This is a genomic window from Rhodanobacter sp. B05 (assembly GCF_002001085.1).
Lineage (GTDB): Bacteria > Pseudomonadota > Gammaproteobacteria > Xanthomonadales > Rhodanobacteraceae > Rhodanobacter.
In genome coordinates this window covers 365,964-390,886 of record NZ_MUNU01000019.1, presented here as the reverse complement: position 1 = coordinate 390,886, position 24,923 = coordinate 365,964, and the positions used below count along the sequence as shown (strand labels likewise).

Below are 24,923 nucleotides of genomic sequence, written 5' to 3'. Positions count from 1 at the left end.
ATTTTATCGGCGGTGCGCTCTTGAAACCGCGGCACGCTGCCCGAATCTTCAGTTGCAGTTGTCACGTTCCCGCGGTCGGCCACTCCGGCTGCCCCGGGAATCGCCCGGTACCGGCCCGCCGGCAGTCAGGCGAGGGGAACGGCGACCCGTCATTACTGCACCCTATGGAGTTGAGTCCACCCATGAACGCGCCCGTCGCCGAAACCCGCAAGTTCGAAGCCGAAGTCGCCCAGGTCCTGCACCTGGTCACCCACTCGCTGTACTCGCACAAGGAGATCTTCCTGCGCGAGCTGATCTCCAACGCCTCCGACGCCTGCGACAAGCTGCGCTTCGAGGCTATCGCCAAGCCAGAGCTGATGGCCGGCGACAGCGAGCTGCACATCGACGTGAGCTGGGATCCGGATGCGCGCACCGTCACCATCCGCGACAACGGCATCGGCATGACCCGCGACGAAGTGGTGGCCAACATCGGCACCATCGCCAGCTCCGGCACCAAGCGTTTCCTCGAGGCGATGTCCGGCGAGCAGAAAGCCGATGCGCGGTTGATCGGCCAGTTCGGCGTGGGCTTCTATTCTGCCTTCGTGGTCGCCGACAAGGTCACCGTGATCACCCGCCGCGCCGATGCGCCGGCAAGCGAAGGCGTGAAGTGGGAGAGCGACGGCAAGGGCGAGTATTCGCTGGAGGCGGTCAACTCGGCCGATCGCGGCACTTCGGTGATCCTGCATCTGAAGGCCGACGAGGACGAGTTCCTCAAGGGCTGGCAGCTGAAGTCGCTGATCCGCAAGTACTCCGATCACGTCGCGTTCCCGATCCGCATGCCGGTGGAGAAGGATGGCAAACCCACCGACGAGTTCGAGAGCACCAACGCCGCCTCGGCGCTCTGGACCAAGCCCAAGTCCGAGATCAGTGACGCGGACTACCAGAGCTTCTACAAGTCGCTCGGCCACGATTTCAACGACGCGCTGGCGTGGACGCACAACCGCGTCGAGGGAAGCCAGAGCTTCACCACCTTGCTGTACCTGCCCGCGCAACCGCCATTTGACCTGATGATGGGCGGTCGCGACGAGCGCAAGGGGCTCAAGCTCTACATCAAGCGCGTCTTCATCATGGACGCCGCCGAAGAACTGCTGCCGAACTACCTGCGCTTCGTGCGCGGCGTGGTCGACGCCGACGACCTGCCGCTCAACGTCAGCCGCGAGATCCTGCAGCACAACCGCCAGCTCGATCGCATCAAGGCCGCCTGCGTCAAGCGCGTGCTCGACCTGATCGAGAAACTGGCCAAGGACGAGCCGGAAAAATTCGCCACCTTCTACAAGGCCTTCGGCAACACGCTCAAGGAAGGCATCAGCGAAGACGCCAACAACCGCGAACGCATCGCCAAGCTGCTGCGCTTCGCTTCGACCAAGGGCGAAGGCACCGAACAGAACGTCTCGCTGGACGACTACATCGGCCGCATGGCCGTCGGCCAGGACGCGATCTGGTACATCACCGCCGACAGCTACAAGGCCGCCGCCGGCAGCCCGCAGTTGGAAGCGTTCAAGGCCAAGGGCATCGAAGTGCTGCTGATGTCCGACCGCATCGACGAATGGATGATCGGCTCACTCAACGAATACGACGGCAAGAAACTCAAGAGCGTCGCCAAGGGCGACGTGCCGCTCGACGAAGCCGACAAGAAGAAGCAGGAAGAAGCGACCAAGGAAGCCGAGCCGCTGCTGAAGAAACTGAAGGAGTTGCTGGGCGATCGCGTGGGCGAGGTGAAGGTATCGGCTCGTCTGACCGACTCGCCGTCATGCCTCGCGCTGAGCGATTTCGAGATGGCTCCGCATCTCGCGCGCTTGCTGCGCGAAGCAGGGCAGGATATGCCCGAGAGCAAGCCGACGCTGGAGATCAATCCGCAGCACGCGCTGTTGAAGCGCGTCGAGGCAGAAGCCGACGAGGCGAAGGCGAAGGACCTGGCCACACTGCTGCTGGAGCAGGCGGAGATTGCGGCAGGCGCGCAGTTGCCGGATCCGTCGGCGTTCGTGCAAAGGATGAATCGGGTGTTGCTGGGGTGAGGTGCGACGCGCTTCGCTGATATAAGAAAGCCCGCCATCCAGCGGGCTTTTTCTTTGCTCTCTCTCCCCGTGCGGGGGACGGGCGGGTGCCCGCCACACTCTTCCTTCTCGTCATTCCTGCGAAGCTGGTCATCGCTTCTGCACTCTTCCTTTCTCGTCATTCCTGCGAAGGCAGGAATCGCATCTGCATTTCTTCACCTTGGCATCAGAGCGAAGAGCTTTCGTCCTCCTTCGGAGGGCGAGTCACTTCTCTTTTGCTTGTCCAAAAGAGAAGTGACCAAGAGAAAACGACACCCCGCTTGGCGCTTGCCGGGCATCCATGCCCGGCAAGTCCGTGAGCTGCGGCCGGGCTTTTCGACAGCACATCCCTGTGCTGGCGAAAAGGAATCGGCCTCCTGCCGATTCCCGCTACGCGGCCTGTCGGCCGCAGCTCACCGCCGCACAGGGGCCCCGGGTAGAGCGGCGGGCCATCCTGGCCCGCACTCGGTGCGCCCGCTGTGCGTGCGAACTTGCTCAACCCGAAATGACTACCGTCTTGCCCGTATCGAGTCAGAAGCAGTTGGGAGACAACGAGCAATCCCATTGGCCCTCCGTGCGGAGGAATCGGCGTGTCAGATCTCGCAAACCACCCCACAATGGGAGCGAAGCAATTTCTTCTGTCGTGGCTGGGCGAAGGCACTGAAATTCATGGAAGGCGTGATCGTCATTGGTAGGACCACCACCAAAAGTAAAGAGTTGATCGCACAGTGCGGGCACTCCGACTTGCTCGGCAACGAAGCATCCATCCGCATCACAACACTCGCGGATTAGATCTTCTTCAACGTCTCGGCTTGCGCCGTAAAGAAGCAACATGCCGCCCGCCTTGTAGTTCGAGGCGTCACGGTACTGATAAATGAAGACTTGGCGCTCGCCATCGTCCTCGTCCTCATGCCGAAAATAGATGGCGTCAGGAGTGTCCGAATTCCACTCACGTCGGGTCATGATGTAGCCAAGCTTGTTTACGATGTGAAACCCCGGCATGGCGTACCAGTTTTCATCTTCGTAAGCACCGGTATCTACAATCGTCCAGACATGCTCGAGCGGTTGATCTTTAACGTCTTCGAAGTCGAACATGCCGCCATCCGACGTCTGGATAACGCCCCAGTCATCCCAGAATTCGTCTTCGGAAATGTATTTGTCGCTCACTGGCTGACCTCAGTCGATAGGGTATGAGTCAAGCATGGTGCGTCGATGCTTTGCTATGAATGCCGGATCGGGAGCGAAGCGCTCGGGCATTTCGATTTGTTTGCCGTCGCATGGCCAGAACACCTCACGCAGGAAGGTATCTTTGCTGGCTTTTATGCGCTCCGATAGCACAATGCGCCAGTCGTCACTGAGCGTGAAAAGGTGGCTATCAAAAGCTTTGTCGTGTATCGCGGACAGGCAAAGACCGTTGCTTGGATTTAGACGGTTAGCTTTGTCGGCGCTCCACGGCACGATATGGCTGGCAACGAGTAGGCGCTTGTCAGATACGCTGGAGATGCAGCAGAGATCGCGATAGCTGCTGAGGACGGCGCGACGAAAGAAGTTTTGTTTGACGCGTTGCTGGACGATCGCTTGGCGTGTTTCGCCGGTGAAGTCAGTGAGTGAAAAATCGTCATCGCGTGCTGATGGCACAGGTGCCGATAAGCCATGCTCATGCAATAGGTGCTGGCGTAGCTGCTCACATTCGACCGTAAGGCGCTCCCAGTCCGCATGGAATTCGTTCCAAGTTTCGCGGTCTAGCGCCGACGCACCGCTCAAACCTTTACGACCGGTTCCGGTGATCGAAGGATCGAGGCTGGCAAAGTTGACCAACTTCATGGCCAGAGCACTGGGTGTGCGACGGATGAGCTTGGCCAGTTCGATAATTTGCGGGTTCTTGCTGTGTAGCTTGCCGAAAGGCGTTTGGCAGTAGAAATAGAACGCTAGCTTGAGCTGTTCGGCGGTCCAATTGCCTTTGCTGACAAATGCAGCGGGCGGGATGTTGGTCATTTCCATCGTCAAGCGTCCCCATCTAAATCATGATCATGATCCACGGTGATCCCGTTCCATAGGCGATCCCGCATGCGTACCGTTATGGCTACGCGACCGGACATCAATGCTGTCGTGGATGTTGGCAGCGGTCCGTCTCAGTAGGCGCGACGAGGGTGCACTTTTCCAGCGACTAATCGCGTGTAGCTTTTCGGGCGAAGAGCTCCCGGTGATGTGCGAGGAACGAAGTCTGCTCGGGCCGAAATCGTTCAACCCGCTTCTTTGGGTTAATCGACCACCGTTCCAGTACTTCCTGCGGCAACGACGAATGGGTTCGCATTCTCCCATCATCTTCAAAGGTGATGAACTGCTCGTCGAACAGCGCGTCGACATGAGGCGACAACAGCAGTCCGTTGTGGCCGCTGAGGCGTTCGGCATTGGAGGCTTCGCGCCAGGGTTTGATGTGGCTGGCGATCAACAGGCGGGTATCGGTGACGCCGGTGACGCGACAGGCTCCGTCCAGCAGGATTACCTGTTTGCGGAAGAAGCCCTGGCCGACGCGAGCTCTGGTGAGCTGTAGGCGCTGGGTTTCCGGGATAGAGGCATCGTTCTCGATGCGATGAATGTCGTCCAGTACATGGGCGTTGGGCTCATGGTCGATCACATAGCGCGGCAACTGATCGAGCTCACGTGCTTGGTGCATATCCAGTAGCGCCATCAATAGGTGCCCGAGAGCATCCGAAATTCCCGCGAGGTAGCAGCCCTGATTGCCATTGCCGTTTTTCTGCAAAGGCGAGTTGCGCTCGGGGAGCATTGGTCCGATGGACTCGATGTGATCCTTGGGCTGCAGCGGGTGGTGTGCCTCTTTGAAATCTGCCTCGACCAGCCAACCTTCGTGAGACCAGTAGTCACCCACGTTGCCGAATTCAATCGGTTTGGGGCTGGGCGACGCGGCTTCGGTAACGCGGCCCACCGCACCTATGCGACCGTTGGCATACGAAAACACGATATCGCCGGGACGAACGAGCTTCATATTCTCGTAGGTCTGGTTGAAGGCGCCGTTCGTATTTTGATAGGGCGACCACAGGTAGCCGCCACGAACTTCGTGGTTGCGCGTCTGTTTGTGGTTGACCCACCAGTAAGCCATGCCGCACCCCTTGGATCAGATTAGCCGAAAAGGAGCAGGTGGGTAGGGATCAGTCCGGCCCGTACGTGCTCTATGCCGATGATCCTCGACAATGGAGTTGCTGAAATTCCCTCGGGAACGGGTACTCCAAACGAACGACTGCACCTTCAGCGCAGATCAGTCCCCGCGAATAAAATCCACGAACGCCCGCAACGGCGACGGCAGATGCCGACGTCCCGAGTAGTACAGGAACGGCCCGCTGAAGCTTTGCCACCATGGTTCGAGGACGGGCACCAAGGCACCGCTTTCGAAATGCGGGCGTAGCCAATCCTCGAACAGGTGAATGATGCCGAGCCCGTCGATGGCGGCCCGTACGGCAAGGTCGAAGGCAGCGCCCGTGCGCACCTGCAAGGGGCCGGGTGGATCGATGCGCACGACTTCGCCGTCGTGCTCGAATTCCCAGATGGCGATGGCGCCACCGGAGAACTGGCCGCGCATGCAGGCATGTTGCAGCAGGTCGCGTGGGTGTTCGGGGCGGCCGTGTGCTTGCAGGTAGGCGGGCGCGGCGGCGGTTACCAGTCGTTGGGTGCGCGGGCCGATCGGTACGGCGATCATGTCTTGCGCGAGGCGCTCGTCGTAACGGATGCCGGCGTCGCAACCGGCAGCCAGCAGATCGACGAGGCTGTCTTCGACGATCACTTCCAGCCGGATCTCGGGGTAGCGTTTCAGGAACGGCGTGATGATGGACGGCAGCACGGTGCGCGCGACATTGGCCGGCACGTTGAGCCGCAGTGTGCCGGCAGGGCTGTCGCGGAAATGATTGACCACGTCGAGCGCGGCCTGCACTTCGGCCAGCGCTGGCGCCAGTCGTTCGGCCAGACGCTGCCCCGCTTCGGTGGCCGACACGCTGCGCGTGGTGCGATGGAGCAGGCGCACGCCGAGGCGTGTTTCGAGGCGTTTCACCGCATCGCTCAATTGCGAGGCCGAGCCGTTGCCGCTGCGCGCCGCCTCGCGAAAGCCGCCTGCCTGCACCACGGCCAGAAAGGCGAGAAGGTCCTGCATGTCGGCTGTCACTGTTCGGGTCTCCGTACAGACCGTGCGGAGTGTGACGGATTATCGCGCGGGCAGGGCGCGCCTATAGTCGGTTCATCCCCCTTCGACAGCCCGATGGAGAACGATATGAGCCACTTCAGGCAAGCCGGTACGTTCACGCTCGGCGACCGCACCGTCAACCGCATGGGCTACGGCGCCATGCAACTCGCAGGCACTGGCGTGTTCGGCCCGCCGAAGGATCACGCTGCCGCACTAGCGGTGTTGCGCGCGGCGCGGGAAGCCGGCGTCAATCACATCGACACCAGCGACTTCTACGGCCCGCACGTCACCAACCGGATCATTCGCGAGGCGCTGCACCCGTACGCGGATGATCTGGTGATCGTCACCAAGGTCGGCGCGCTGCGCGGCGAGGATGCCTCGTGGAAGCCGGCGCAAAGCCCGGCCCAACTGGAGCAGGCCGTGCACGACAACCTGCGCAATCTCGGGCTTGACGTGCTGGAGGTGGTCAACCTGCGCATCATGGGCGACGTGCACGCGCCGTCCGAAGGATCGATCGAGCCGCAGTTCAGCGCACTGGCCACGCTGCAGCAGCAAGGGCTGATCCGCCATCTTGGCCTGAGCAATGCCACCGCCACGCAGGTGGCCGAGGCCCGGCGCATCGCGCCCGTGGTCTGCGTGCAGAACCAGTTCAACCTGGCCCATCGCGAAGACGATGCCCTGGTCGAAGCGCTCGGCGCGCAAGGCATCGCCTACGTGCCGTTCTTTCCGCTCGGCGGTTTCACCCCGTTGCAATCGCAGACGCTGTCCGATGCGGCTGCGCGTCTCGACGCCACGCCGATGCAGGTGGCGCTGGCCTGGCTGCTCGCCCGTGCACCCAACATCCTGCTGATTCCCGGCACCTCGTCGACCACACATCTGCGCGAGAACCTGGCAGCCGTGGAGCTTGTCTTGAGCGCCGACGTGATCGCCGAGCTGGATGGCATGACGCCGTTTTCCTGATGCGGGAGAGTCCGCCGTGGGGAGGCGGGCTCAGGGCTGCGTCGCGTTTGGAGCGGTCGGCCAAGTTGCAGATCAGGCGTCGTCTGCTTCGCGTTGGCGACCGATCTCGACCAGGGCGGCGAGCGTCCTGCGCGTGATGTTCACTTCATTCGGGCGGGCGCGTGCGAGCAGTTCGGCGTCGATCTTTTTCCGCGCTTCGGTCTGCACGACCGCGGCGGCGCGCCCGCGCGCAGTCAGTGTCACGGTCAGCTTGCGGCGATCCTGTTCATCCACGGCGCGCTGCAGGTAGCCGCGCGTGACCAGGGTGTCGACCAACTGACCGGCGGCCTGTTTGGTGATGCGCAGGTCCTTGACCAGATTTCCCAGCGGCATGTCCTGCGCTTGATACGCCATGCCGCCGATGAGATACAGGCCGTTCTTCGGGATGTCGTCATAACCGGCCGCGGCCAGGGCACGGCGCATGGCCGTGCCGTAGGTGGTTCGCGCGTGGCGGAGCAGGGCGGGTGTGGTGACTTGTTCGTACCAGGGTGTTTCGCGGGTCATGTCGGGTAATAAGTCCGTTTGATTGATAGTCAATATACATGACTAAATGGATTTGGCGAGCCATGCGGGATCAAGTCGTGCTCTCGAAACTGCCCATCCCTCCGGTCGATCGTGTGAAACTGCCGACCAGCCGTGAACGGGGTTCACGGCAATTCTGTCTGGGGGAACCTGTCATGCATTACCCATCGAGTGGACGTGGTGTTCGTGCAGCGTGGGTTGTCGCCATCGCTTGCGTCGGCGTGGCCGCAACGCTATCGACACCAGCCCGCGCCGCAATGCCGGTGTTGTCGCCGCAGGTACAGGCCTACGTGGTGCATGCGGAGCCGCTGCTGGCAATCACCCATGTGCGGGTGATCGACGGCCATGGCACGCGGGCCAACGAGAACCAGACCGTGCTGCTGCGTGACGGGCGCATCGCGGCCGTCGGACGCCACGTGAAGCTGCCTGCCGGCGTGACCGTGGTCGATGGCAGCGGGCAGACGCTGATCCCCGGCCTGGTCGGCATGCACGACCACATGTTCTATCCCGCGCCGAAGGTCAATCCGGCGGCGAAGGAGGCGATCTATCCGGAGCAGGCGTCGAGCTTTCCCAAGCTGTACCTCGCCGGCGGGGTCACCACCATCCGCACCACCGGCAGCACCGAGCCGTATACAGACCTGGAGCTGAAGAAGGCGATCGATGCCGGCCGCATTCCCGGGCCGAAGATGCACACCACCGGGCCGTACTTGGAAGGCAAGGGCAGCTTCACGCCGCAGATGCACGAGCTGGTCGATGCCGACGATGCGCGCAATACGGTGAACTACTGGATGGACGAGGGTGCCACCTCGTTCAAGGCGTACATGCACATCACGCGCGCCGAACTGTCGGCGGCGATCGCGGCGGCGCATGCCAAGGGCATCAAGGTCACCGGCCACCTGTGTTCGATCGGTTTCACCGAGGCGGCCGATCTGGGCATCGACGACCTGGAGCACGGGCTGTTCGTGGACACCGAGTTCACGGCCGGCAAGCAGCCGGATGTCTGCCCGGACACCAAGGCCGCCGTCGCGCACATGGCGACGCTGAGCGTCGATGACCCCGAGATCCGGGGATTGATCAGGCATCTGGTGGCGAAGCACGTGGCGGTGACATCCACGCTGCCGGTGTTCGAGACCTTCGTGCCCGGTCGCGCGCCCCAGGATGCGCGCGTGCTCGACGCCATGCTGCCGCAGACGCGTGCCGAATATCTGAAGACACGCGAGCGCGTCGCGGCGACGAAGAACTCGCCGTGGCCGCAGGCGTTCCAGCTGGAGATGGCTTTCGAGCGCGCCTTCGTCAAGGCCGGCGGCACGCTGCTGGCGGGTCTCGACCCGACCGGCTATGGCGGCGTGATCGCGGGCTACGGCGACCAGCGCGAAGTGGAGCTGCTGGTGGAAGCCGGCTTCACGCCGGTGCAGGCGATCCGGATTGCCACCTTGAACGGCGCGCGCTTCATGGGCGCCGACAAGGAGATCGGTTCGATCGACGTGGGCAAGGCGGCCGACCTGGTGCTGGTCAAGGGCAATCCGGCGAAGAACATCAAGGACATCGAGAACGTCTCGCTGGTGTTCAAGGATGGCGTGGGCTACGACCCGGCGAAGCTGGTCAAGGCCGCTGACGGCACGGTGGGGCTGCGCTGATCATGCGGCCGCTTTCGTCCGCGTCGTCGATGCGCGCGCGACGTTGATTTCGGGCAATCGATACGACCGCGCGCGCCGGACATGAGCGTCACACATGACTATCTGCAAGAGGGCCGTGATGAGCAAACTCCTTCCCTGGTTCTGCTGCCTGCTACTGATCGCGCCGCTGCACGCCGCCGAGCTGGCCGCGCCGGCGGCGCGCACCATCGTGCTGGTGCGGCATGGTTATTACCTGCCCGATGCGCACGCCGATGAGAAGCTGGGGCCGCACCTGGCACCGATCGGGGTGGCGCAGGCGCATCTGGTGGGTGCGCGCCTGGCCGGTTTGCCGACCCGCTTCGATGCGCTGTATGTGAGTCCGCTGCAGCGTGCGCGCGATACCGCGGCGATCATCGCCGGCGATTTCCCAGGGCGGCATTTCGAGGTGGTCGACGATCTGGCCGAATGCACGCCGCCGACCTGGCGGACGAAAATCACGGCGCAGGAAAAGCCGGCGGAGCTGGCAGCGTGCAAGGCGCAGCTCGATCGGCTGTTTGCCCGCTATTTCAAACCCGCCACGGGCCACGAACGCACCGAGCTGATGGTGTGCCACGGCAACGTGATCCGCAACATGGTGGTGCGCGCGCTCGGTGTCGATCCCCAGGCGTGGCTGGAGATGTCGGTGGGCAATGCCAGCATCACCCGGATCCGTGTCGAAGCCGATGGAAAGTTCAAGGTCATTTCCGTCGGCGATGTCGGGCATATCCCGCCGAACCTGCGCACCGGCGCCAGCGGCGATCCCGAGCGCAGCCTGGCCGTTCCGGCGTTGCCGTAGCACACCTCACGCGCAGTCCGTCCATCCGGCACGCGCGGTGACCGTGAGCGCCCTCGTCCATGCGGGATGCGTGCGGCCGATCCGTGCACGCTGCTGGTCGAGTCGGGTATCGTGGTGCAGGGTTGATGCGGAGAGATCGTCATACGACGGGCGCAACATTCACGCGGAGACAGCAGATGGTCACGATCGGCAATGGCAGCAACGACATGGGAGCATCGCTTGGGAGCGACATGGCTGCCGACAGGCGGACCGCCTCAGACCGTGCGCTTCGCGAGAAGAACCGGTTCTGGTTCGAGAAACCGGCCAAGCGATTCTGCGTCTATTTCTGTGTGTTCGTGACAGCCGAGATACTGACCGGCATCACCCTGCACTGGATTTTCCATATCATCTTAACCACCTGCCGGCAGTTCTCGCTGCCGATGCCGGGTGGATTCCACAGGAACGTTCATCGTGGAAGAACGCGAAGCCAGCTCGTCGACCGTGCGTCCGCTGCGCTCGCGACTGCGCGAGAAGACTCCGGAAATACTCATCGAGGCCGCGTCCGTGGTGCTGGCGTTGCTGCTTGCCTTCGGCGCCAGCGCCTGGCACCAACACGACCAGGAAGCCAGGCTGGCCGCGCGGGCGCATCAGGCCATCGTCGCGGAACTGCGCAGCAACCGGGCCCAACTCGATCAGACCCGCGTATCGGTGGATGCAGCCATTTCGAACCTGGGTGCCGCGGTTGCCAGGCTCGAGGCGGGCCAGCCGCTGGCGCAGAGCTCGGCCATCGCCGGTATTCCGTTCTCGCCGTTGCTGCCCTCGTCGGCGGCATGGCAAACGGCCCAGGCTACCGGCACGGTGGGTGATTTCGACTACGCATGGACCTTGAAGGTCGCCAAGACCTATGAAATGCAGGCGCTGTTCCTCACCGCACAGCAGCACGTGATCTACCCGCCGACACCCACCGCGGTGCCAGGCATGGAGCAGGCGGGCTCCGCCGCGCAGCGGATGTTCGAACTGCTGCAAATGAAGCATGAGCTGATGAACATGCGGGTGCTGTCGAGTTTCGGCGACGGGCTGGAGCAGACCTATAGCGGCGTGCTCGATCCGGCAGCGACGCCGGCGTCCCGGAAAAGCCACGGCTGAGTGTCCGGCGCGGCCTCAGTCAGGGTAATCGAGCTTCGGATACCAGTCGGTCCCGCGGCCCTCCGGCGTGCAGTCGAGGATGGTCCACAGCGGCATCAGGTCGGGCGCGCCGCGCGGGTCCTGGCCGGGGTCCGCCGTGGCCGAGCCCATCTCGCCGCTCCAGAAATGGCGGATCACGCCATCGCGGCGGGTGAACACGGTGAACGCGGCATCGTCGCCGCCCTTGCTGTCGATGCCGAAATAGTCGCGGCTGTACTTGCCGTTGAGGTCCGAGTAGAGCTTGAGGTGGCGCCAGCCGCGCTCGCGCGCGAACCCGACAAGGCGTTCGATCGGCGAACGCGCGACCACGGCCAGCGCGACGCGCTGCCCGACGTCGCGCGCCTCGCCATCCCATGCGCTCAGCAACGACGTGCACATCGGGCAGGGACGCTCGCGCTGCGGGCCGAACATGTAGCTGTAGACGACCAGGCTCTGCTTGTCGCCGAACAGCCCGGCAAGATCGAGCGGGCCGTGTTCACCCTGGAAACGGTAATTGCCGGTCACCTCGCCGCCGGGTGGCAGGGCGCGGCGTTGCTCGGCGACGCGTTCGATGTGCCGGCGCAGCTCGATTTCCTCGGCCAGCAGGGCATGGCGTGCGTGGCGGTAGTCGTCGCTTTCGTTCGGAAAGCGCATGTGGCTGAGCTTGATCAGTTCGGCGGTGGGGACAAGGTTCATGGGAAGGTCTCCTGAGAGTTTGTGACTTTTTCAAACTCGAAACCCGGCCATGGATGGCCGGTCGCGGATCAATCATGCAAGTGATTGATTCGCGTGAGCGAGTACGGACATGCGCCGGACTCGCGACTGAAGAAAACCACAGGAAGTGGTTTTCTTCATGGGCTCCGCAGTCAGTCGCGATCGGGTGCGCCGAGCGGGAACAGCGGGCGGTACGGGCGTGCCTCGTCGACGGCCCGCGCGAACGAAGGTCGCGCCAGCAGGCGCTGGCGATAGGCGATCACGCGGGTGAACGACGGATCGATCCGGTGTGTCCAGTCGGCGTAGAACAGGAACGGCGCGGCGCCGCAATCGGCCAGGCTGAAGCCGTCGCCAACCGCCCAGGTACGGCCATCCAGCCATTGGTCGAGCCACGCGTACGCGGTGTCGAGCTGCTCACGCGCCCGGGCGACCCCGTACGGGTCGCGCTGGTCCTCCGGGCGCAGGCTGTCGAACACGATGCATTGCTGCGGCGTGGAGATGTAGTTGTCGAAGAAGCGATCCAGCGTGCGCACCTCGAGCACGGCACGGGGGGCGGCAGGCAGCAGCGGTACCGGGCCCGGATGCTCGAGGCCGAGGTGCTCGATGATGATGCTGGCCTCGACGATGGTGCGGCCGGCGTCGACCAGCACCGGCATGCGCTTGAGCGGCCACAGCGTCGCCCAGTCCTGCAGGACCTGCGGGTGATCCGGCGACAGCAGGCGCCACTCGAACGGCGTGCCGTTCTCGTACAGCGCAACCAGTACCTTCTGGCAGTACGACGAAAAGGGGTGGGCGTACAGGATCGGGCCGTGTGTCTGTTGCTTGCTGGTTGGCATGATGGCTCCAAGCGGTGGGGGGCGGGTCCGCCAGGCGGACCGGGGCTTCTACCAGCGACGAATGCGTCGGGGCGAAATCGACAGCTGCGCTGAAATGGGAGCAAGGCAAAGAGCTTGTCGCATGGCGACAGCGGGCGAGCGGGCGGTGGTCAGGACGCCTTGTGCCGGATCTGGCCACCGGGACGTCTTCATGCCCGGACGGCAACCGTCCGGGCCCGCGCAGGGAATCGGTCATTCCATCGATGCACAATACCGGGCGCGGAGACATGAAGTGCGCTTTTCCGCCACGGGCTTGCAACTTTCGGCTACGTTGCAGGCAAGCTCGCATGCAGTCGATTCGACAACAGAATGAGCGGAGAGCGTTGCATGAAGGCATATCAGGTCATGGGGTTGCTGACGGCCCTGCTGGCGGCACCGGTTTGCTCCACCGGGTCGAAGGTGCCACCGACCGGGGTGGACGCTCCACTGCTTGTCCAGTTGCCGCCGCCCGCGCCGCCACCGCCGCCCGCACCTCCGGCACCGCCGGGGGCGCTGCCGTGGTCGACCTCTCCGATCGTCCACCCGGCGCCGCGTTACCCCGGCATTTCGATCTATCGAGGCGAGCATGGCAGGGTGCGGTTGCTGATCCAGGTGCAGGCCGACGGTACGCCGGCGCGCATCCGGGTCGAAGCAAGCTCGGGTTATCGCCTGCTGGATCGGGCGGCGTCGGACGCAATTCGTCAATGGCGCTTTCCGGTCGATGGCGGCCGCTATCCCGGTCAACCCTGGTATGCCCGCTTGCCGGTTTCGTTCGATGCGAACGCGGACATGCTTGATCGCCCGGACTTCTGGGGCCCCGACTATCCGAATCCGCACTATGTGCGCGCGGCGACGCCATTCCCGTTTGCCGACGTGAGGTCGGCCTACGAGGCGATGGTGTCGCGCTACGGTCGCAAGGCGGACGGGAACATGGTTGCCTATCCGATTCGCGACACGAAACGCGTGCCGCTCGAACTCTGGCTGTTTCTGGACCTGGATTCCGTCCACGCGATCGCCCTGCATTTCGTGCGGGGCGGCACCTTGCCGGCACCGTCCGTGGCGATGTCGGCGTTCTGCAACGACGGCGTGGCGATGTGCGAGAGTCGCATGAGCGAACTGCTGAATGGTCCGCCCTTCGCCAGGGAACACTACGCGAATCGCACGCTGTTCGGCCCGGGTGACGGCATGATCGGGAACAGCGTGCGCTAGGGATGCCCTGATCGCACAGGCGTCACCGCGACTGTCTGTTCACCGGCCGCGCGGCCCGGGCGCGGGCATGGCGGAATCGGGCGCGACCGCTGCGGCCGATCCCGTTGACGGCGCTCCGCGGCAGGAGTCCACTGGTCCGGATGACGCAGACCGGCGAAAACGGTGGCGACGCCGCCAACCATCCTTTCTTGTGGAGCGAGCGCGCTGCACCGGCGCGGCGCGCGATGCTCACCGAGATCCTGGCGCAGGTGTCGATGGAGGCCTTGCAGGGCGATACGCTGGACGCGGTGCTGCAGCGTATCGTCGACTGCGTGGGCCGCAGCCTGCCGGTGGCGATCGCCAGCATCATCCTGCTCAACGATGCGCGCACGCATTTCATCCAGGAAGTCTGGTTCGGCACGATTGATCTCGAACTCCCCGCCGAGTTGCCGTGGCCGGTGGAACTGGGCGTGGCCGGTCGCTGTGTGCAGAGCGGGGTCGCCGTGCTGATCAGCGACGTCGACGCCGACCCGGACTACATCCCTGGCAATCGCGCGGTGAGGTCCGAATACCTGGTGCCCATCCTGCATCGGGCGAGGTTGCACGGCGTGCTCAACCTGGAGAGCACGTCCGCGGATTTCTTCACCCCCGACGTGTGCGCCACGTTCGATGCGATCGCTGCGCAGATCGCCGGCGCCGTGCATCTGGCGCGGGTGGTGGCCGAACTGGAACTGGCCAACCGCAAGCTCGAGCGCCTGTCGATGAGCGATGGCCTCACCGGCATCGCCAACCGGCGCTGCTTCGACCGGCAACTGGAGGAACAGTGGCAACGGCACCTGCGCGAGGATCAATCGCTGGCCCTGCTGCTGGTGGACGTGGACTGCTTCAAGGCACTCAACGACGTGCGCGGCCATGTGTTCGGCGACGAATGCCTGCGTGCGCTCGCCGGCCTGTGCGCCGAGGTGGGCGACAGCGTGCACGCGCTGGTCGCACGCTACGGCGGCGAGGAATTCGTGCTGCTGCTGCCCGGTGCCGGCCTGCAGGACGGGCAGCGTCTCGCCGAGCACTTGTGCCGCCGCGTCGGGCAACTGGCGATCGCGCACCCGGACTCGCCGGTGGCGGCATACGTCACCATCAGCATCGGGGTCAGCGCCGCGCAGCCGGACGACCGGCGTTCGTCGTGGTCGCTGGTGGTGGCCGCCGACCATGCGCTGTATGCCGCCAAGGCGGCTGGCCGCAACCGGGTGATGGTGCAGGTTTGAGGGGGCTGCGTCGCCGCCGCGTTTGCCGCCAGCGACGCTATGCCCCGGGCAGGTGCATCTTGCGCATGAGGGCGACGAAGCGCGGGTCGCCGCGCAGGGAATCCCAGCGATGATCGATGGCCAGGAATGTCATGCGCACATCGCGTGACGCGTGACCGCGGGCGAGCCACGCCGGGGCAGCGGGTGACGGGAGCCACCATGTGGCATGGATGCCGCGCGCGCTTTTCTGTATGTTGGCGCCACCCCCGTCGCCAAGGCGCACCGCATGACCGCATTGCCGGATCACCCCGACCACCTGCGCCGCAGCCTTTCCAACCGACACCTGCAACTGATCGCCATCGGCGGCGCGATCGGCACCGGCCTGTTCATGGGCTCGGGCAAGACGATCAGCCTGGCCGGGCCGTCGATCCTGCTGGTCTACCTGATCATCGGCGTGATGCTGTTCTTCGTGATGCGGGCGATGGGCGAGCTGCTGCTGTCCAATCTCGATTACAAGTCGTTCATCGACTTCTCCACCGACCTGCTCGGGCCGTGGGCCGGCTTCTTCTGCGGCTGGACCTACTGGTTCTGCTGGATCATCACTGCAATCGCCGACGTGATCGCGATCGCCGCCTATACGCAGTTCTGGTTTCCCGGGCTGGCGCCATGGATCCCGGCCGTGCTGTGCGTGTTGTTGCTGCTCAGCCTGAATCTGGTCACAGTGAAGCTGTTTGGCGAAATGGAATTCTGGTTCGCGCTGATCAAGATCATCGCGATCTGCGCCCTGATCGCCACCGGCTTCGCGCTGGTCGCCTGGGGCTTCACCTCGCCGAGCGGACACCAGGCCTCGGTGGCCAACCTGTGGAATGACGGCGGCTTCTTCCCGAAGGGGTTGAGCGGCTTCTTCGCGGGGTTCCAGATCGCCGTGTTCGCCTTCGTCGGCATCGAGCTGGTGGGTACCACCGCCGCCGAGACGGCGGACCCGAAGCGCAACCTGCCCAAGGCGATCAACTCGATCCCGGTGCGCATCATCATCTTCTACGTGCTGGCCCTGGTGGCGATCATGATGGTCACGCCGTGGCGCATGGTGGAGCCGGGCAAGAGCCCGTTCGTGGAGCTGTTCGTGCTGGCCGGCATCCCGGCCGCCGCCAGCCTGATCAATTTCGTGGTGCTGACCTCGGCGACGTCTTCGGCCAACAGCGGCATCTTCTCGACCAGCCGCATGCTCTACGGCCTGGCCGAAGAGCAGCATGCGCCGAAGACGTTTGCACGGTTGTCGCGCGCGGCGGTGCCTTCGCTGGGCCTGCTGTTCTCCTGCTTCTGCCTGTTGCTGGGGGCAGCGCTGATCTACCTGATCCCCGACCTGATCACGGCGTTCACCCTGATCACCACCTTGTCCGCCGTGCTGTTCATGTTCGTGTGGTCGCTGATCCTCTTTTCCTATATTGCCTACCGGCGCAAGCGTCCGCAGTTGCACGAAGCGTCAACGTACAAGATGCCCGGCGGCGTGTTCATGTGCTGGGCCTGCCTGGTGTTCTTCGTGTTCGTGCTGGTGCTGCTGAGCCTGCAGCCGGATACCCGCGAGGCGCTGGTCGCCAGCCCGGTGTGGTTCGTGCTGCTGGGGATCGGATATGCATGGAAGGGGCGCCGCGTCGGTCGGTAGTCGCGAATGACGCGGTCACGCAGATCGGCTGATGGCTGTCCACAGCATGGTGCAATTGCCCTCGACCTGTTGCGGCGGCTGACCCGTCTCTCAATTACGTGCCGATCGCGCCCGGCGGGGTGATGGCTGCTGAACTGTCGCCGGGATGGTGCCCCGCTTTCGGGGTTGCCGCGCGGCATATATGCTGAATCGGGAATCCCGGGGGGCGAAACATGAAGCAGGCGGTTATCGGAGTGGCTCTGGTCGCGGCCACCGGATTGTCGGGCTGCCATGCAAGGCTCTGCGCGGACAAGGCTACGCGCTGGTGGAGTTGCATCGACTGGACGACGCGGCCGCAGCCTGCAAGGCCTGCTTGAAACCCGAACCGGGCGAACCCAGATCTCTGGGCGAGCTGGGCTATATCGACGGCCTGCGCGCGAGGTCCCATTGAGACGGATCGTTCGCTCGCGTGGTCATTCGGCGAAGCTCGTCAGGTACGGATGAGAGTCCGGATGCATCGGTAGTGCGGAGGTTTCCATGGCAACCGGCTGGGCAGGTGATGGTGCCGTGCAGGATCAGATCGACGCCACGGTCGACGATGCGGTGCAGCGGGCGCGGCAGCAACTGCGCCAGGGTCCGGGCCTGACCCGCTGCGAGGAATGCGACGCCGCCATTCCGGCCGCGCGGCGCGAGGCCGTGCCCGGCGTGCGCCTGTGCGTGGCCTGCCAGCAGGCGCATGACGAGGAGTCCCGCGGTGCCGGCCTCTACAACCGTCGCGGCAGCAAGGACAGCCAGCTGCGCTGAGCCGGTTCCGGCGACAGCACGGTTACGCGGTTGCCTCCAGTCGCGTGGCGATGCGTACCTCGCCGGTCAGCACCTTGTGGATCGGGCACATGTTCGCGATCTGCAGCAGACGCTGGCGCTGCTCGTCGGTCAGGTCGCCCTGCAGGGTGATCGCGCGGCTGATGTCGTTGCCGGCGGCGGGCGTGCCTTCGGGATTGAACTGGAGCTCGACATCGACGTGCTGCAGCGGCCACTGCTTGCGTGCCGCGTACATCTGCAAGGTGATTGCGGTACACGCGCCCAGCGCCGAGAGCAGCAGCCGGTGCGGTGAGGGGCCGGTATCGCCGCCGCCGCCTTCGGCCGGTTCGTCGGCCAGCCAGTGGTGACCCAGGTCGTCGGTGAATGTCACGGCGAACGGGGCGCTGCCGGTGCTCGCGCGTACGATCGGAGTGCTCATGCGGCTTTTCTCCTCGGGTCAGGCGCATGATGATCGCCCGATTCGCCGACGCGGGCCAGTTCATCCCGGGGTCGGTGGCTTGCACGCATGCGGGATCGCCGCTTGCACGCAATCGCCGGGGTCAGCGGCCGGGCAGATCCACGGGTTCGGGCAACTGATCGAGCCAATGATGGAACTGGGCGGACGGCATCGGGCGACAGATCAGATAGCCCTGGATCGCGTCGCAACCCAGTTCGGCCAGCGCCTCCCGCTGCTGGCCGGTTTCGACGCCTTCGGCCACCACGAACAGCTGCTGTTCGTGCGCGATGTTGATGATGGCCTCGACCAGCGGGTCACGCACGCCCGCCTGCAGGCCTTCGACGAAGACACGGTCGATCTTGAGCTCGTGCAGCGGCAACCTCTTGAGGTTTCCCAGCGAGGCATAGCCCGAACCGAAATCATCCAGCGCGAAATGGAAGCCGAGGCTGGCCAGCTCGCGCATCTTGTATGCCACGTCCTCGAGGTCATGCAGGAGCGCGTTCTCGGTGATTTCGATGGTGACGTTTCGCGGCATGGTACGGGTGGTGTTGACCGCCTCGTGCACGGTGCGCACGAAGTCCTGGGCGAACAGTTGCCACGGACTGACATTGATGGATACGCGCGCATCGGCATGCACCGCCGCCCAGCTTTCCCGCTCCAGGCAGGCCTGGTGCAGGACATATCGACCGATCGCATGGATCAGGCCGGTCTCCTCGGCGATCGGGATGAACTCGCCGGGCGCGATCAAGCCGTGTTGCGGATGACGCCAGCGCAGCAACGCCTCGGCCGCCACGAAACGCCCGCGCGCATCCAGCTGCGGCTGGTAGTGCAGCTCGAACTCGTCGCGTTCCAGCGCCAGTCGCAGCCCTTTCTCCAGCAGCAGGCGCCGGTCGGCCTGCGCCTGCATCAGCTGCTCGAAGATGATGGCGGTGTTGCGGCCGGAAGCCTTGGCCCGATGGAGCGCCACGGCGACCTGGCGCAGCGCACTGTCGACATCGCCGGCCATGCCCGGCAGCAGCGCGATGCCGGCACTGACGCCCACCGCCAGGTCATGCGCGCCAATGGTGTATGGCGCGGTCAATGTTGCGGTCATGCCACGCACGATTTCGCGCGCGGCTGCCGCCGGCGCGGTGCCGGACGGGAGGCCGACATGCAACGCGAATTCATCGCCACCGTGACGGGCCACCAGACTGCCTGCCGGTGCGGCGGCCAGCAGCCGCGCCGCCACGGCTTTCAGCAGCATGTCGCCCACGTCGTGGCCAAGTGCCTCGTTGATGATCCTGAAGTGATCCAGGTCCAGCAGGATCAGGGCGTGGTCGCCGGTGTGCTGCACGGCCAGCGCGGCCTGTACGTGATCGCGCAGCGCCAGCCGATTCGACAGACCGGTCACCGGGTCATGGTAGGCCAGGTGGCGAAGGGTGGACTCCACCTGCTGTCGGCGCCGCGTTTCCTCGCGCAACTCCTCGAGGTTGTGCGTCAGCAGTGTGGCGCGCTGGGACAGCTCCAGCCGCAGCCGGTCGCCCATCAGCAGCACCAGCGCGAGGAAGGCAAGCGCCTCGAAGGTCACCATTTGCGTGCCGCTGCGGTTGACGATGTCCGCGTGCACGGCAGCCAGACCCTGGATCAGCAGATAGAGCGTCAGCGGCCAGGCGCGAGCGCTATGCCTGCGCCACAGTGCGATGCAGCAGCCGGTGGCGAAGACGTAGATCGCATCCTTGGCCAGGAAATAGGCGCCGAACAGTTTCGATTTGCGGCCGGCGAAGTCGTGCACCTGCTCGCCCCAGGGCAGGGCGATGGCGTGATCCCTGATGATCTGCGTATAGATCACGCTGTTCGAGGACAACAGATTGATCACCAGCAACGCACCGAACACGAGGCTCGCCAGTGCCAGCCAGCGGCGCCGTTGGCGCAGCTCGGCGTACAGCCCGAGAAACCAGACCGCGGCCGGATAGATCAGGCAGGCGAGGGTGAGTTGCAGGCGAATCAGCTGGCGGGCCAGCGACAACGCATCCGCCTGGTAGATGGCCGCCGCCAGCAGCAGGTAGCCGGCCAGCAGCAGGCTCAGGCAGCCGAACGCCTGGTTCAGGGGTTCGCGTTTTCCCGTCGTTCCCGCCAGCACGGCGTGGACCCCCGCGAACAGGCAGATGCCGCAGGCGATCAGCAGGCTGGAGACATACAGGGTCATCGGTTCGTCAATGGCGCTGGCGAGCAGCCACCCCCTGGTGACAATGGAACAGGATGCTACTCCAGTCACGATGCACCCGCGCCCGGACGGCCGCCATGATCACACTCACCGATGCGGTGGCTCCCGATGACGTCGACGTAGCAACGGTGGCTTGAGGAGTCGACGCGCCCCTGGGCGCCAGGTCAGTGCCGGGTTTGCAGCGTCGACGCCGACGCCGGTCGGGGAGGTTGCCAGTGTGCCGGCGGATCCAGCGGGCGGGCGGTCGCGAGCAGCACGGCGTCGATGCCCTCAACCTCGTTCTCGTGCGCCAGCATGATGCCGATCTGGCCTGCCGGCGGCATGGCGGCGGTGCCGGAGACGTCGTTCAGCTGGTGCATTTTCCACAGCAGGCGCCGCCGGCGGGCCAGTGCGTCGTCCTTGTCGGCCGTATCGCGAGCGGTCCATTCCTGCAGGCGCAAGCCGATCAGGTCCGCGATCAGCGTATCGCTGCGGCGCAGCGAGTCGGCGATCGCGCGGCAGGTCTTGCGACGGGCATCACTGACCGGATTGCCCGGTTTGCACGCCTCGACCAGATCCTGCATCGGGGGCAGCACGAAGGCCGCGACCAGGGCCATCGCCTGCATCCGCCGCAACGAATCGGCCGATGTGCCGGTTGCACCGGGCGGAGGCGGAATGCGTTTCAGTGCGACCAGAAAGCGCTGCCCCAGCGAAATGAAATGGACGTCGAAGCGATCGCCTTGCGCCATCCGGGAAAGCATCGAGTCGATGCGCGGCCGGTCGTTGCGCATCGAGGCGTCGTGCAGCGCCACCATCCACAGGCTGCCGTTGCGCGGATCGAGGTGGCGCAGGCGCGCCTCGCGCTTCAACGCATCGCAGCCGGTTTGCGCGCTGCACAGGGTGATGTCAAGCAGGCCGACATCCGCAGCCTGCGGCGCCGACGCGGCTGCGCGGTCGAGCAGATCGATGGCCCGGGCCTGAGCGTCCGGCAACTGTCGCGCCAGTACGGCCGCGGTGACCAGGGAGTCGGTATCGGGCATCGCGGACAGGCTTGCCACGGCTTGCTCCAGCCACGCTCCCTGGGCGCCGGTGGCGGCATCGGCAGGTGCCGTTTCGCGGGCCGCGGCACGGCACGAACCGCACAGCAGCAAGCCCAACACGATCCCTGCCGGATATCTCCATGCATGCTGCATCGGGTGGCTCCCGTCATATTGCCAGTCCGGCTCAGTGTATGACTCCTGCCGCTGCGCAGCGACGGTGCGCGTGCAATCAGGCGACGGCGGTCACAGCCGTCGCGCGCGGACGGAGTATCTTTGCCTCGGTCAACTGTTCGTCAGCGCGATTGCCGTGGAGGCACAGGCCATTCCGACCCCATCGACCCCCGCAGAACTCGCCGCAGGCATCGATTATTTCTTTGCCGTGAGGCCGGACGACCAGGCACGGTCCGCGATCGCCGACGCGGCCGCGCGCTTCCGCAAGGCGCAGCGGGTCAGCGGCGTGGCGGTGCCGGTGGAGAGTCTGCATCTGTCGCTGTGTCCGATGGGGCGCCCGGAGCGTCTGCGGCAACCGCTGGAGCGGGCCTTGCTGGCTGCCGGCGCCGAGGTCCGGGCCACGGGTTTTCTGGCCACGCTGGATGCGGCCATGCGCTGCATCTCCAAGGACGGACAGTTTCCGTTCGTGCTGTGTGCGGACCATGCCACTACGCAGGCCGCATTGGCCTTGCGCAAGGCGATCGCCGATGCTCAGCGCAAGGTCGGCCTGCAGGTCGGCGGCGTTTCCAGCTTCCACCCGCATGTGGCGCTGCAGTTTGGTCCGGCGATCGATGCGATCGAGGAATCGATCACGCCGATCCAGTGGCATGCGCGCGAGTTCCTGTTGCTGCGCAGCTTCTTCGGTCAGTCCCGGCATGAGGTGATCGGGTGCTGGCCACTGGAGCAGGAGCCGGCGCCCAAGGTGGTGGACATGCTGGCCGAGCTGGCCAACATGCCCGAGCTGCCTGATCTCCCCGACCCGTATTGAGCTTGTCCAGCGCGGGTTGGCGACATCCGTGCGTGCGCGGGCGTTGTCGGCGGGAATGTCGAGCGCGGCGATTGCCCTGACCGATGGGTTGCTGCCGATGGCTTGCTGCGGAATCCCGGTCGATAACCGGCTTCTGGCCTACTCGCGCGCTTCCAGGCGCAGTCCGCGCGGAGTCAGCCAGCGTTCGACCAGCTCGAACAGCGCCTGCACCAGCAGCGCCAGCACGGCAGCGGGAATCGCTCCCTCCAGGATCAACCCCACGCTGTCCAGCCGGATGCCGGTGAGGATCGGCTGGCCGTAGCCGCCGGCGCCGATCAGGGCAGCCAGGGTGGCGGTGCCCACGTTGATTACCGCGGCGGTCTTGATCCCGGCGAGGATCGAGCGCGTGGCCAGCGGCAGTTCGATCCGGCGCAAGCGCACGTGGCGTGGCAGCCCCAACGCGGCGGCGGACTCCTGCAGCTCGGGTGCGATGCCGACCAGGCCGGCGTGTGTATTGCGCACGATCGGCAGCAGGCTGTACAGGAACAGGGCGGCGATCGCGGGCCAGCGGCCGATGCCGAGCAGCGGGATCATGAACACGAACATCGCCAGCGACGGCACCGTCTGCAGGATGCCGGTGGCGCCGATCACCAGTTGCCCCAGTCGGCGCAGGCGGGCGGCGAGGATGCCCAGCGGGATCGCCAGCAGCACCGCCAGCCCGAGCGAGATCGCCACCAGCTCGATGTGCTCCACGCTGCGCTGGCGCAGGCGCTGCCACATGCCGTGCCGGCCCGGTTCGGCATGCGTGCCGAGGAAGTCGGCGGCGACTGCGGTATCGCTGCGACCGTGCAGTTTCACGGCGGCATTCATGGCGCGCATGGCGGGTTCGTCGATGCGGCCGGCGAGCTTGCGCAGTGCCGTGACGAAGGCGGGCGCGCTCTGTTGCAGCGAGAGGCGATACAGATAGACGGCCTCGTAGCGCGGAAAATAATGGCGGTCGTCAAGCAGGGTGCGCAGGTGGTAGTAGGGGATCTCGGCGTCGGTGCTGTACAGGTCGATGGCGTCTACCGCGCCGCTGGCCACCGCGCGATAGGACAGCACGTGATCCAGCCCGCTGACGCCGGTCTGGGACAGCCCGTAGGCCTGGCGCAAACCGGGCCAACCGTCGCCGCGGTCCATGAATTCGTTGGAGAAGCCGAAGCGCAGGGTCGGGTGCAGGCGCAGGTCGGAGATCCGCGTGATGCCCAGCCGCGCCGCCTCATCGTCGCGCATGCCGATCGCGTAGGTGTTGTCGAAGCCGAGCGAGTCGGTGATGCCGATGCCCAGCGGCTTCAGCTTCGCGCGCAGCGTGGCGATGTCGGCGTTGGCCGGCACGTTCTTCAGCAGCTCCTGGGTCAGCGTGCCGGTGTATTCCGGGTACGCATCGATGTCGCCCTGCTGCAGGGCCTTCCACAGGATGCTGGTGCCGCCCAGTTCGCGCCGGTGCACGGCATCGACGCCGGCGTCGCGTGCGCTCAGTCGCGCGATTTCTCCGAGGATCACCGACTCGGTGAACTGCTTGGAACCGATGCGCACCGGTTGGGCAGACGCCAGCGCGGGCAGCAGGCACAGGCCCAGCATGAAGGCGATGACAGGCATGCGACGCGTCATGACGACTCCGGCAGGCGTCGCTGCGCCTGCACGAACTGGCGGACGAAATCGCTGGCAGGGCGATCACGCAGATCCTCGAAGCGGCCATCCTGCAGCACCGTCCCGTGTCGCAGCAGCACCAGGCGATCGGCGAACCAGGCCGCTTCGGCCAGGTCGTGGGTGACCACGATCACGGTCTTGCCGAGCTGGTCGAAGATGCGCTTCAACTCGTCCTGCAATTCGTGCCGCACGATCGGATCGAGCGCACCCAGCGGTTCATCCAGCAACAGCGCATCGGGATCGGCCATCAGTCCGCGCATCAGGGCCACGCGCTGGCGCTGGCCGCCGGACAGTTCGGCCGGATAGCGGTCGAGCGCATCCGCTGGCAGATGGGTCAGCGCGGCCAGGGCCCTGGCGCGCTCGCGGATGCGGGGCGCATTCCAGCCGAGGTAGCGTGGCAGCAGGGCGAGATTGCCCAGCGTGGTGAGGTGGGGAAACAGGCCGCCGTCCTGGATCACGTAGCCGACGCGTCGGCGCAAGGCGAGCACGTCGGCCGGTTCGAGTATCCGCCCGTCGATCCGCACGCAGCCGCTGTCGGCCTGTTCCAGGCCCAGCAACAGGCGCAGCACGGTCGACTTGCCCGATCCGCTGCTGCCGATCAGGGCGGTGGTGCTGCCGGCGGCAAACTCCAGCTCGACCCGTTCCAGCGCGGACACCTTGCCGTAGCGTTTGCTGGCCTGCTCGACGGTGAAGCGGATGCCGGCGGCTTCAGCGGGCAGCGCGGCGGACATCGGCTCCGGTTCCGGTGAGATCGCGGCGCGGTGCACAGCGGCGCGAC

At 65.2% G+C, this 24,923-nt stretch carries 22 protein-coding genes; 10 read left to right on the top strand and 12 right to left on the bottom strand.

Going from position 1 to position 24,923, the window contains the following annotated elements; all coding sequences use genetic code 11:
- Positions 1 to 182: 182 nt before the first annotated feature.
- Entirely contained in the window at positions 183 to 2,054 is a 1,872-nt protein-coding gene (htpG, locus tag B0E47_RS15375) for a molecular chaperone HtpG (protein ID WP_077515139.1), read from the top strand.
- Positions 2,055 to 2,603: 549 nt separating this feature from the next.
- On the opposite strand, the gene B0E47_RS15370 is transcribed toward htpG, so the two are convergent.
- From B0E47_RS15370 to B0E47_RS15355, 4 genes are all read right to left on the bottom strand, one after another.
- Positions 2,604 to 3,239 (bottom strand): hypothetical protein, encoded by a 636-nt coding sequence (locus B0E47_RS15370; protein WP_077515138.1) that lies wholly within the window; start codon positions 3,237 to 3,239, stop codon positions 2,604 to 2,606.
- A gap of 9 nt (positions 3,240 to 3,248) precedes the next feature.
- Positions 3,249 to 4,073, bottom strand: a complete 825-nt coding sequence (locus tag B0E47_RS15365) for an HNH endonuclease (RefSeq protein ID WP_217318940.1) — start codon at positions 4,071 to 4,073, stop codon at positions 3,249 to 3,251.
- A gap of 166 nt (positions 4,074 to 4,239) precedes the next feature.
- On the bottom strand, positions 4,240 to 5,193 hold the full coding sequence (locus tag B0E47_RS15360) for an HNH endonuclease signature motif containing protein (protein ID WP_077515136.1): 954 nt from the start codon (positions 5,191 to 5,193) through the stop codon (positions 4,240 to 4,242).
- A 156-nt stretch (positions 5,194 to 5,349) separates the two neighbouring features.
- Positions 5,350 to 6,234 (bottom strand): LysR family transcriptional regulator, encoded by an 885-nt coding sequence (locus B0E47_RS15355; RefSeq protein ID WP_077515135.1) that lies wholly within the window; start codon positions 6,232 to 6,234, stop codon positions 5,350 to 5,352.
- A gap of 117 nt (positions 6,235 to 6,351) precedes the next feature.
- Between B0E47_RS15355 and B0E47_RS15350 the strand changes: the two genes are divergently transcribed.
- The gene (locus B0E47_RS15350) at positions 6,352 to 7,224 is read left to right on the top strand and encodes an aldo/keto reductase family oxidoreductase (RefSeq protein WP_077515396.1); all 873 of its coding nucleotides are present in this window, start codon (positions 6,352 to 6,354) and stop codon (positions 7,222 to 7,224) included.
- Positions 7,225 to 7,296: 72 nt separating this feature from the next.
- On the opposite strand, the gene B0E47_RS15345 is transcribed toward B0E47_RS15350, so the two are convergent.
- On the bottom strand, positions 7,297 to 7,767 hold the full coding sequence (locus B0E47_RS15345; RefSeq protein ID WP_077515134.1) for a MarR family transcriptional regulator: 471 nt from the start codon (positions 7,765 to 7,767) through the stop codon (positions 7,297 to 7,299).
- 173 nt (positions 7,768 to 7,940) lie between these two features.
- On the opposite strand from B0E47_RS15345, the gene B0E47_RS15340 reads away from it, so the two are divergent.
- From B0E47_RS15340 to B0E47_RS15330, 3 genes are all read left to right on the top strand, one after another.
- Positions 7,941 to 9,422, top strand: coding sequence for an amidohydrolase family protein (locus B0E47_RS15340; protein WP_077515133.1), 1,482 nt, complete (start codon positions 7,941 to 7,943; stop codon positions 9,420 to 9,422).
- A gap of 118 nt (positions 9,423 to 9,540) precedes the next feature.
- Positions 9,541 to 10,236, top strand: coding sequence for a histidine phosphatase family protein (locus B0E47_RS15335; protein ID WP_168171083.1), 696 nt, complete (start codon positions 9,541 to 9,543; stop codon positions 10,234 to 10,236).
- Between the two features lie 450 nt (positions 10,237 to 10,686).
- On the top strand, positions 10,687 to 11,361 hold the full coding sequence (locus B0E47_RS15330) for a hypothetical protein (protein WP_077515131.1): 675 nt from the start codon (positions 10,687 to 10,689) through the stop codon (positions 11,359 to 11,361).
- Positions 11,362 to 11,376: 15 nt separating this feature from the next.
- On the opposite strand, the gene B0E47_RS15325 is transcribed toward B0E47_RS15330, so the two are convergent.
- Together B0E47_RS15325 and B0E47_RS15320 are read right to left on the bottom strand one after the other, a co-directional pair.
- Entirely contained in the window at positions 11,377 to 12,075 is a 699-nt protein-coding gene (locus B0E47_RS15325) for a DUF899 family protein (protein WP_077515130.1), read from the bottom strand.
- Between the two features lie 170 nt (positions 12,076 to 12,245).
- A complete protein-coding gene (locus B0E47_RS15320; protein ID WP_077515129.1) occupies positions 12,246 to 12,929 on the bottom strand; it encodes a glutathione S-transferase family protein in 684 nt (227 codons plus the stop codon).
- Between the two features lie 366 nt (positions 12,930 to 13,295).
- On the opposite strand from B0E47_RS15320, the gene B0E47_RS15315 reads away from it, so the two are divergent.
- The 4 genes from B0E47_RS15315 (at position 13,296) to B0E47_RS15295 (ending at position 17,822) form a co-directional block, all read left to right on the top strand.
- Complete coding sequence (locus B0E47_RS15315) at positions 13,296 to 14,156, top strand: energy transducer TonB (protein WP_168171082.1); 861 nt, start codon at positions 13,296 to 13,298, stop codon at positions 14,154 to 14,156.
- 140 nt (positions 14,157 to 14,296) lie between these two features.
- Entirely contained in the window at positions 14,297 to 15,397 is a 1,101-nt protein-coding gene (locus B0E47_RS15310; protein WP_077515127.1) for a sensor domain-containing diguanylate cyclase, read from the top strand.
- Positions 15,398 to 15,662: 265 nt separating this feature from the next.
- Positions 15,663 to 17,039 (top strand): D-serine/D-alanine/glycine transporter, encoded by a 1,377-nt coding sequence (gene cycA, locus B0E47_RS15305; protein WP_077515395.1) that lies wholly within the window; start codon positions 15,663 to 15,665, stop codon positions 17,037 to 17,039.
- 516 nt (positions 17,040 to 17,555) lie between these two features.
- Positions 17,556 to 17,822 carry a DksA/TraR family C4-type zinc finger protein gene (locus tag B0E47_RS15295; protein ID WP_077515125.1) on the top strand — a complete coding sequence of 89 codons (267 nt, stop codon included), beginning with the start codon at positions 17,556 to 17,558 and terminating at the stop codon, positions 17,820 to 17,822.
- A 22-nt stretch (positions 17,823 to 17,844) separates the two neighbouring features.
- On the opposite strand, the gene B0E47_RS15290 is transcribed toward B0E47_RS15295, so the two are convergent.
- From B0E47_RS15290 to B0E47_RS15280, 3 genes are all read right to left on the bottom strand, one after another.
- Positions 17,845 to 18,258 (bottom strand): OsmC family protein, encoded by a 414-nt coding sequence (locus B0E47_RS15290; RefSeq protein ID WP_077515124.1) that lies wholly within the window; start codon positions 18,256 to 18,258, stop codon positions 17,845 to 17,847.
- A gap of 121 nt (positions 18,259 to 18,379) precedes the next feature.
- Positions 18,380 to 20,461 (bottom strand): bifunctional diguanylate cyclase/phosphodiesterase, encoded by a 2,082-nt coding sequence (locus tag B0E47_RS15285; RefSeq protein WP_077515123.1) that lies wholly within the window; start codon positions 20,459 to 20,461, stop codon positions 18,380 to 18,382.
- A 182-nt stretch (positions 20,462 to 20,643) separates the two neighbouring features.
- On the bottom strand, positions 20,644 to 21,651 hold the full coding sequence (locus B0E47_RS15280; protein ID WP_139351480.1) for a hypothetical protein: 1,008 nt from the start codon (positions 21,649 to 21,651) through the stop codon (positions 20,644 to 20,646).
- Positions 21,652 to 21,715: 64 nt separating this feature from the next.
- On the opposite strand from B0E47_RS15280, the gene B0E47_RS15275 reads away from it, so the two are divergent.
- Positions 21,716 to 22,477, top strand: coding sequence for a 2'-5' RNA ligase (locus B0E47_RS15275; protein ID WP_254422961.1), 762 nt, complete (start codon positions 21,716 to 21,718; stop codon positions 22,475 to 22,477).
- Between the two features lie 138 nt (positions 22,478 to 22,615).
- Here the strand turns inward: B0E47_RS15275 and B0E47_RS15270 are convergent, their stop codons facing one another.
- Together B0E47_RS15270 and B0E47_RS15265 are read right to left on the bottom strand one after the other, a co-directional pair.
- Positions 22,616 to 24,106 carry a glycine betaine ABC transporter substrate-binding protein gene (locus tag B0E47_RS15270; RefSeq protein ID WP_077515121.1) on the bottom strand — a complete coding sequence of 497 codons (1,491 nt, stop codon included), beginning with the start codon at positions 24,104 to 24,106 and terminating at the stop codon, positions 22,616 to 22,618.
- A complete protein-coding gene (locus B0E47_RS15265) occupies positions 24,103 to 24,876 on the bottom strand; it encodes an ATP-binding cassette domain-containing protein (RefSeq protein WP_077515393.1) in 774 nt (257 codons plus the stop codon). The genes B0E47_RS15270 and B0E47_RS15265 overlap by 4 nt, the downstream gene beginning before the upstream one ends.
- Between the last annotated feature and the right edge of the window lie 47 nt (positions 24,877 to 24,923).

Bases quoted from the DNA above. Each gene is read 5' to 3' on its own strand.
- htpG (WP_077515139.1), top strand. From the start codon at position 183: ATGAACGCGCCCGTCGCCGAAACCCGCAAGTTCGAAGCCGAAGTCGCC.
- B0E47_RS15365 (WP_217318940.1), bottom strand. From the start codon at position 4,073: ATGGAAATGACCAACATCCCGCCCGCTGCATTTGTCAGCAAAGGCAAT.
- B0E47_RS15360 (WP_077515136.1), bottom strand. From the start codon at position 5,193: ATGGCTTACTGGTGGGTCAACCACAAACAGACGCGCAACCACGAAGTT.
- B0E47_RS15355 (WP_077515135.1), bottom strand. From the start codon at position 6,234: ATGCAGGACCTTCTCGCCTTTCTGGCCGTGGTGCAGGCAGGCGGCTTT.
- B0E47_RS15350 (WP_077515396.1), top strand. From the start codon at position 6,352: ATGAGCCACTTCAGGCAAGCCGGTACGTTCACGCTCGGCGACCGCACC.
- B0E47_RS15345 (WP_077515134.1), bottom strand. From the start codon at position 7,767: ATGACCCGCGAAACACCCTGGTACGAACAAGTCACCACACCCGCCCTG.
- B0E47_RS15340 (WP_077515133.1), top strand. From the start codon at position 7,941: ATGCATTACCCATCGAGTGGACGTGGTGTTCGTGCAGCGTGGGTTGTC.
- B0E47_RS15335 (WP_168171083.1), top strand. From the start codon at position 9,541: ATGAGCAAACTCCTTCCCTGGTTCTGCTGCCTGCTACTGATCGCGCCG.
- B0E47_RS15325 (WP_077515130.1), bottom strand. From the start codon at position 12,075: ATGAACCTTGTCCCCACCGCCGAACTGATCAAGCTCAGCCACATGCGC.
- B0E47_RS15320 (WP_077515129.1), bottom strand. From the start codon at position 12,929: ATGCCAACCAGCAAGCAACAGACACACGGCCCGATCCTGTACGCCCAC.
- B0E47_RS15315 (WP_168171082.1), top strand. From the start codon at position 13,296: ATGAAGGCATATCAGGTCATGGGGTTGCTGACGGCCCTGCTGGCGGCA.
- B0E47_RS15310 (WP_077515127.1), top strand. From the start codon at position 14,297: ATGACGCAGACCGGCGAAAACGGTGGCGACGCCGCCAACCATCCTTTC.
- cycA (WP_077515395.1), top strand. From the start codon at position 15,663: ATGACCGCATTGCCGGATCACCCCGACCACCTGCGCCGCAGCCTTTCC.
- B0E47_RS15295 (WP_077515125.1), top strand. From the start codon at position 17,556: ATGGCAACCGGCTGGGCAGGTGATGGTGCCGTGCAGGATCAGATCGAC.
- B0E47_RS15290 (WP_077515124.1), bottom strand. From the start codon at position 18,258: ATGAGCACTCCGATCGTACGCGCGAGCACCGGCAGCGCCCCGTTCGCC.
- B0E47_RS15285 (WP_077515123.1), bottom strand. From the start codon at position 20,461: ATGACCCTGTATGTCTCCAGCCTGCTGATCGCCTGCGGCATCTGCCTG.
- B0E47_RS15280 (WP_139351480.1), bottom strand. From the start codon at position 21,651: ATGCAGCATGCATGGAGATATCCGGCAGGGATCGTGTTGGGCTTGCTG.
- B0E47_RS15270 (WP_077515121.1), bottom strand. From the start codon at position 24,106: ATGACGCGTCGCATGCCTGTCATCGCCTTCATGCTGGGCCTGTGCCTG.
- B0E47_RS15265 (WP_077515393.1), bottom strand. From the start codon at position 24,876: ATGTCCGCCGCGCTGCCCGCTGAAGCCGCCGGCATCCGCTTCACCGTC.